This window comes from Streptomyces sp. NPDC001770 (assembly GCF_053596135.1).
The window spans coordinates 44,913-51,603 of record NZ_JBSFFN010000045.1; the positions used below are offsets into that span (position 1 = coordinate 44,913).

At 69.3% G+C, this 6,691-nt stretch carries 6 protein-coding genes; 1 reads left to right on the forward strand and 5 read right to left on the reverse strand.

Annotated elements, in window-relative coordinates; genetic code table 11:
• Nucleotides 1–56: 56 nt before the first annotated feature.
• The 4 genes from ACWCSV_RS30385 to ACWCSV_RS30400 form a co-directional block, all read right to left on the reverse strand.
• On the reverse strand, nucleotides 57–824 hold the full coding sequence (locus ACWCSV_RS30385; RefSeq protein ID WP_451147682.1) for a response regulator: 768 nt from the start codon (nucleotides 822–824) through the stop codon (nucleotides 57–59).
• A complete protein-coding gene (locus ACWCSV_RS30390; RefSeq protein WP_451147684.1) occupies nucleotides 821–1,984 on the reverse strand; it encodes a sensor histidine kinase in 1,164 nt (387 codons plus the stop codon). Before ACWCSV_RS30390 ends, ACWCSV_RS30385 begins: the two co-directional genes overlap by 4 nt.
• Nucleotides 1,981–2,532 carry a DUF1453 domain-containing protein gene (locus tag ACWCSV_RS30395; protein WP_451147686.1) on the reverse strand — a complete coding sequence of 184 codons (552 nt, stop codon included), beginning with the start codon at nucleotides 2,530–2,532 and terminating at the stop codon, nucleotides 1,981–1,983. Before ACWCSV_RS30395 ends, ACWCSV_RS30390 begins: the two co-directional genes overlap by 4 nt.
• 223 nt (nucleotides 2,533–2,755) lie before the next feature.
• Nucleotides 2,756–4,888, reverse strand: a complete 2,133-nt coding sequence (locus ACWCSV_RS30400) for a DNA gyrase/topoisomerase IV subunit B (protein WP_451147688.1) — start codon at nucleotides 4,886–4,888, stop codon at nucleotides 2,756–2,758.
• Between the two features lie 445 nt (nucleotides 4,889–5,333).
• Between ACWCSV_RS30400 and ACWCSV_RS30405 the strand changes: the two genes are divergently transcribed.
• Nucleotides 5,334–5,567, forward strand: coding sequence for a DUF7455 domain-containing protein (locus ACWCSV_RS30405; protein WP_451147690.1), 234 nt, complete (start codon nucleotides 5,334–5,336; stop codon nucleotides 5,565–5,567).
• A 119-nt stretch (nucleotides 5,568–5,686) separates the two neighbouring features.
• Here ACWCSV_RS30405 and ACWCSV_RS30410 read toward each other — a convergent pair whose 3' ends face one another.
• Nucleotides 5,687–6,514 carry a S1 family peptidase gene (locus ACWCSV_RS30410; RefSeq protein WP_451147692.1) on the reverse strand — a complete coding sequence of 276 codons (828 nt, stop codon included), beginning with the start codon at nucleotides 6,512–6,514 and terminating at the stop codon, nucleotides 5,687–5,689.
• Between the last annotated feature and the right edge of the window lie 177 nt (nucleotides 6,515–6,691).

The following is a 6,691-nucleotide window of genomic DNA, read 5'->3' on the forward strand; positions in this document are numbered from 1 at the left end:
TCAAGAGTGTCCGGACAGGGTGGATCTCGGTTGCGGCATGCACCGCTTTCACCTGTTCAGGTGATATCCGTACCAGGTGCCCGTGTGAGCCCCTGTACGTATGCGTAGCGCACCGCCTGCGCCCGGTCCCGCACCCCCGTCTTGGCGAACAGGTTGTTGATGTGTGTTTTCACCGTGGCCTGCGAGACGTGCAGCCGACGTGAGATTTCGGCGTTGGAAAGCCCCTCGGCGATGAGCACCAGCACCTCCGCCTCACGGGGCGTCAGCCCGTCGGGAAGCCGCTTCCGGCCGTGCCCCAGTCCCTGCCCCACTCCCCGCCCCACTCCCTGCCCCTGAAGTTGCCCCGGGCTCTGCCCCGGGCTCTGGCCCTGGCCTCGGGAGGACGCCGGCAGGGGCTCGTCGGGCTCGCCGGCCAAGCGCTCCAGCAGACGCCGCTGCACGGCGGGCGAGAGACCCGCTTCACCGGACAGTACGGCCGAGATGGCCTGCACGATCTCCTCGCCGCCCGCGTCCTTGGTGAGGAAGCCGCGCGCACCCGCCCGTAGCGCCGCGAAGAGCGATTCGTCGTCGTCGAAGGTGGTGAGGACCACGACCTGGGTACCGGGGTACTCCGTGCGAACCCGCTTGGTCGCCTCGACACCGTCGCAACGCGGCATCCGCAAGTCCATGAGGACCACGTCAGGTGCGTGCTCCGCGACGAGCGCCACCGCCTCCTCGCCGTCCCTGGCAGCCCCGACCACATCGACGCCCAGCAGCCCGAGCAGCATCACGATGCCTTCACGGACCGCCGACTGGTCGTCGGCGACCACCACCCGCGCGCTCACGCGGGAACCCGCAGACTCACCACGAATCCCTCCTCACCCGGCCCGGCCTCCAATGTCCCGCCGAGAATCTCGGCGCGCTCCCGCATTCCGGTCAGACCGTAGCCCGGCCCACCGGTCATCAGTTCCTCGTCCGGTGCCCCTCCTCCGGAGTCCCGCACCTCCAAGGTCACCGTGTCCGGCAGATATTCCAGCCGTATCCGAACATGCGCCCCAGGGGCGTGCTTGCGCACATTGGTGACGGCCTCCTGCGCGACCCGCCGCACCACCTGCGAGGCTCCGGCCGACAGAGGGCGCCGAGGCCCCTCCATGCTCAGTTCGACCGGTCCGGTGGAGACCAGGTTCCGCAGGAACTCCTCGACGGGTGTCATCTCGCCTCGGAGCGCGGAGAGCGCCTGCCGAGTCTCGGTCAGCCCTTCCCGGGCCATCGAGCGGGCCGAGACGACCCTTTCCAGTACCTGGTCACGGAACGCGCCGGACGGCTCACGCTCGATCAGCAGTCTGGCCGCCTCCAGATGCACCATCTGGGCCGACAGACTGTGCGCGAGCACGTCGTGGATCTCCCGGGCGATCCGGGAACGTTCGTCCAGTGCCGCCCTCGCCGCCTCCGCCGCCCGGGCGGCACGCTCCTGGGCGAGCAGCCGCTGAGCGCTCCCGCTCGCCTCCGCGTCCAGTCGGGCCGCGTAGCCGCCCAGGCAGAGACCTGCGCCCGTGAGCAGGGTGGTCATCCACCCGCCACTGGCCAGGGCCGCGAAGCACGCCAGCGTGAGTGCCGCCGCCGGCACCGCTGCCCGGAGCGGGAGCCTCGCCATGGCGAGCACGGTACTGCCGCACCAGAGGGCGGTCGCGAGCGCCGTCGTGCCCGCCCCGTACGCGACCAGTGCCAGTCCCGCCAGGAGAAGCAGCAGGGTCAGTGACGGCCACAGCCGGTGCTCCCGGGTGAACCGGTGGTACCCCCGCGCCACCCGGAAGCAGCAGGCCGTCACCACGAGCGCGACAGGGAGGGTGGCGGGACCCGACCGGCTGTCGCTCAGAGTTGCCCAGAGCAGTCCTGCGGCGACCAGGGCCCAGACGAGGAGGGACAGAACGGTCCGGGCAGTTTCCCTCGGCTTGCGCGTGAGCGCTTCGCGGGAGGGCCAGGAGGTCCAGCTCACCCCAGTCACGGAAGCTCCTTTCCCGCCGCCGGCGTCGGTATCCCGTCGACAGGACCGATCCCGGCGAGTGATCTGCCCCCGAGGCTCGAGGCGGGCCCCGCCTCGGGTGAGAGTCCCGCGAGGCGCCAGGCCAGGACTCCCTCTCGCGCCAGCAGGGTTACGGCCAGGGCGAGCAGGAGACCGTCACTGCCCTGTTTCACCCCTGCGGCCGCCCCAGCGGCCCAGAGCGCGACACGGAGCGCCAGACCACCAGCCCAGACGAAGGCCGCGGCACGAGTGCCCCTGGACCACGGAGTGCCGTCCGGCTCCCGCCAGACCCGGGTCGCCCGTCCCCAGCCGAGGCCGAGGACGAGCCCGAGGGCAAGCTCGGCCGCCAGCACCTCCGCCGAAAGGGTCTGGTGACGTGCGTCGAGCAACTCCCCGCCACGCAGCGACACCACCGCCAGGATCGTGGGAAGGAGCCACCACCGGGCCGGCAGACGACGCGCGGAGAACTGGCGCAGCAGCGTCCAGCCGGCAACGGCGACGACCACGAGAACACTGACAACGCCGGACATGGCGTCCTCCGGAGAACGGGAAGATCGGACGCCTTCGACGCTACGGACGGAGGACAGGCGGCGGATCGGTCCCCGGGTGGATCACGGGTGGAGAGCGCCTCTCCACCCACGGGTGGAGAGGCGCTCGGCGCAGAGAGGCGCTCGGCCCGGAGCACTCGCCGCGAAGAGTGCCGGGCCCGGAGAAGCACTGGCCCCCGAGAGACGCTGAGCGGTACCGAACGGCTCAGGCGTCGATGCGCGAGCGGTCCAGAGTGGCCGCCGAGCTCGTGATGAACTCCTTGCGGGGCGCGACCTCGTTGCCCATCAGCAGGTCGAATACCTTCTCCGCCGACTCCAGGTCGCCGATGTTGATCCGCCGCAGGGTCCGGAACCGGGGGTCCATCGTGGTCTCGGCCAGCTGGTCGGCGTCCATCTCGCCCAGGCCCTTGTACCGCTGGATGGAGTCCTTGAAGCGGATGTTCTTGCGCCGCAGGTCCACCAGCGTCTGGCGCAGTTCGCCGTCCGAGTACGTGTAGATGTACTTGTCCTGGCCCTTCTTCGGCTGGACCAGCTCGATGCGGTGCAGCGGGGGCACGGCCGCGAAGACCCGGCCCGCTTCCACCATCGGCCGCATGTACCGCTGGAAGAGCGTGAGCAGCAGGATGCGGATGTGCGCGCCGTCGACATCGGCGTCCACCAGCAGGACGATCTTGCCGTAGCGGGCGGCCTCGATGTCGAAGGTCCGCCCGGACCCGGCTCCTATGACCTGGATGATCGCCCCGCATTCGGCGTTCTTCAGCATGTCCGAAACGGACGCCTTCTGCACATTGAGGATCTTGCCCCGGATGGGCAGGAGGGCCTGGAACTCGCTGTTGCGCGCGAGCTTGGCCGTCCCGAGCGCGGAGTCCCCCTCGACGATGAAGAGCTCGCTGCGCTCCACGTCGTCGCTGCGGCAGTCGGCCAGCTTCGCGGGGAGGGACGAGGACTCCAGAGCCGTCTTGCGGCGCTGGGCGTCCTTGTGCTGACGCGCCGCGATGCGCGTGCGGGCCGCAGCCACCGCCTTGTCGAGCACGGCCCTGGCCTGCGCCTTGGCATCGCGCTTGGTCGACGTCAGGAATGCCTTGAGTTCCTTGGCCACCACGTTGGCGACGATCCGGTTGGCGGCCGAGGTACCGAGCACCTCCTTGGTCTGCCCCTCGAACTGCGGCTCGGCGAGCCGGACCGTGACGACCGCCGTGAGGCCCTCCAGGGCGTCGTCCTTGACGACGTCGTCCTCGGCGACCCTGAGCAGCTTGGCCGAACGCAGCGCCTCGTTGACCGTACGGGTCAGCGAGCGCTCGAATCCGGCCACGTGGGTGCCGCCCTTGGGGGTGGCGATGATGTTCACGAAGGACTTGACCACGGTGTCGTACCCGGTGCCCCAGCGCAGAGCAATGTCGACGCCCAGCTCGCGGGTGACCTCCGTCGGGGTCATGTGCCCGCGGTCGTCGAGGACCGGGACGGTCTCCTTGAAGGTGCCCTGCCCGGTCAGCCGCTGCACGTCGCAGACGGCCTTGTCCTGGGCGAGGTACTCGCAGAACTCGCTGATGCCGCCGTCGAAGCGGAACGTCTCCTCGGTCTTGCCCTCGCCGTCCAGGCCGCGCTCGTCGCGCACGACGATGGTGAGGCCGGGCACGAGGAAGGCGGTCTGGCGGGCACGCTGGTACAGCGTCTCCAGGTTGAGCTTGGCATCCTTGAGGAAGATCTGCCGGTCGGCCCAGTACCGCACCCTGGTGCCGGTGCGCGCCTTGGGCACCCGCTTGGTCCTGCGGAGCCCGTTGGCCGGGTCGAAGGGGCTGTCCGGCCCCTGCTCGACGAAGATGCCCGGCACCCCGCGCCGGAAGCTGATCGAGTGGGTCGAGCTGTTCCGGTCGACCTCCACGTCGAGCCGCGCGGAGAGTGCGTTGACGACCGAGGCGCCGACGCCGTGGAGGCCGCCGGAGGCCGCGTAGGACCCACCACCGAACTTGCCGCCCGCATGGAGCTTGGTCATGACGACCTCGACGCCGGAGAGGCCCGTCTTGGGCTCGACGTCGACGGGAATGCCTCGGCCGTTGTCGCGGACCTCGACCGAGGAGTCGTCGTGGAGGATCACCTCGATGTGGTCGCAGTACCCCCCGAGGGCTTCGTCGACCGAGTTGTCGATGATCTCCCAGAGGCAGTGCATGAGGCCGCGGCTGTCTGTCGACCCGATGTACATACCGGGGCGCTTACGGACAGCCTCCAGCCCCTCGAGGACGAGAAGGTGCCGCGCGGTGTAGTTGGAGCTGTCCTTGTCGACGACGCCGCCGGCTCCGGTCAGCAGCGCAGTGGACGGCACGGACGTATCGGCGGTCACGCGGTTCGCTCCTCGCTGAATTTCAATGGGGGCCCGTTTGGGTATGGGGCGCGGCCGTGGTGGCCGCTGAAAGCCTACCGAGGCCTGGTAGAGCGGTTGTCACGCCACCCTCGGGGAATCATCATGCTAGTCGAGCCCCCCAGTAGGTCGCATGGATGTTCGAACACTCCTCGGAGTGACGTGCACATCACGTTCCATTTGAGGCATGAACCATTTAGGCTCCGGGCACGTCCTCATGAACAACCGGCAAGCCAGCCGGAGGACCGACCCGACACCAGCAACGCGAAACCGTAGCGCTCCGCATTACGGCACCTTCGCCGCCAACCGTCGGCAGCCCAGCCACCTGAAAAGAAGTTTTCGAAGAAATGCCACGAGCGGGAACGTTTTCGGCCTGGTTGGATGTTGACCCTGGTACGACAGCTCGTCGAGCTAGAGAAGAGGCGACGTGACTACTGTTCTGACCCCCGCGAGCCCGCTGACCGCAGCAGACCGCTGTGACCGTTGCGGCGCCCAGGCCTATCTGCGCGTCGTCCTCACCAGCGGCGGTGAACTGCTCTTCTGCGCCCACCACGGGCGCAAGTTCGAGCCGGAACTCAAGAAGATCGCCGCGGAAATACAGGATGAGACGGATCGGCTCACCGCCGTACAGGCCGGTGTCGCCGACGAGGCACAACACTGACACCTCGCATCCACGACGAGCCATGGGCCGGTCCCTGACCGTCCGACGGGCGGCTTCCCCGGTGTGGGGGAGGCCGCCCGTTCTCATGTCCGCCCTGCTCCCGCCTGCGGCGGGGAGGCTCAGATTTCGCCTTCCGCCCAGGTGACCGCGGCGGAGGCCCTCGTGTAGACCCCAGGGCTGTCGGCGCGCGCACAGCCGTTGCCCCAGGAAACCAGCCCGATGAGGCGCCCGTCGACCACAAGCGGCCCTCCACTGTCCCCCTGGCATGCGTCGTAGCCGCCCTCGGGGTCGCCGGCGCAGACCATCGAGGAGGCGTCGTACGTCCCGCGTGAGCCACCGGGGTAGGCGACGGCGCACGCCTCGTCCGACAGCATCTGCACCGAGGCCGCCCTGAGCGTCGACGCGTACGTGCCGTACCCGGTCGTGTCCCCCCAGCCGTAGACGAGAGCCTGCCCGCCCGCCGAGTAGGCCGCGTCACCGTCCCGGGCGACCGGGATCGAACTTCCTTCCGGCAGCGCTTCTGCCAGCGTCAGGACAGCGGCGTCGCCCACATTCGTGGCGGGGTCGTACTCGGGGTTGATCCACGCGTCCTTCACCAAGATCTCCTGGCCTCCGGTGCCGCGCAGATCGTCCCGGCCCGCGATGATCCGCAGGTCCGGCACGTCCGCCACCTCACCCCCGAGCACGTCGGACCCGAGGCAGTGGGCCGCTGTCAGCACCTTGGTGGGAGCGACCACCACCGCCCCGCAGAACTGCCCGCCGCGCGACTCCCCGAACAGGGCGCGGCTGGACAGAGCCACCACCCACGGGCTGTTCGCCACACTGACGGGCTCTCCTCCGATGATGATGCTGCCGGTCGCGGCCGACGCCTGGGATCCGGCCGCCAGAGCGGCGGCGGATGCCAGCGCGACCGCTCCGGTCAGGGCACGGGCAAACCTGTGGGACATGGACACTCCTGACTCCGAGGTGGATATCACCTACTCAGAGTCATCCAGTCCGAAGCGGCCCGCACCCTCAAACCGAATGGGCCGGGGGGCCGGCACAAGGAGCGTTAAGGGCCCCCGCCCCCACGGGTTGTATGGGGGGGGCACTGGAGGGATTGGCCGACAAACAAAGAAAAAGAA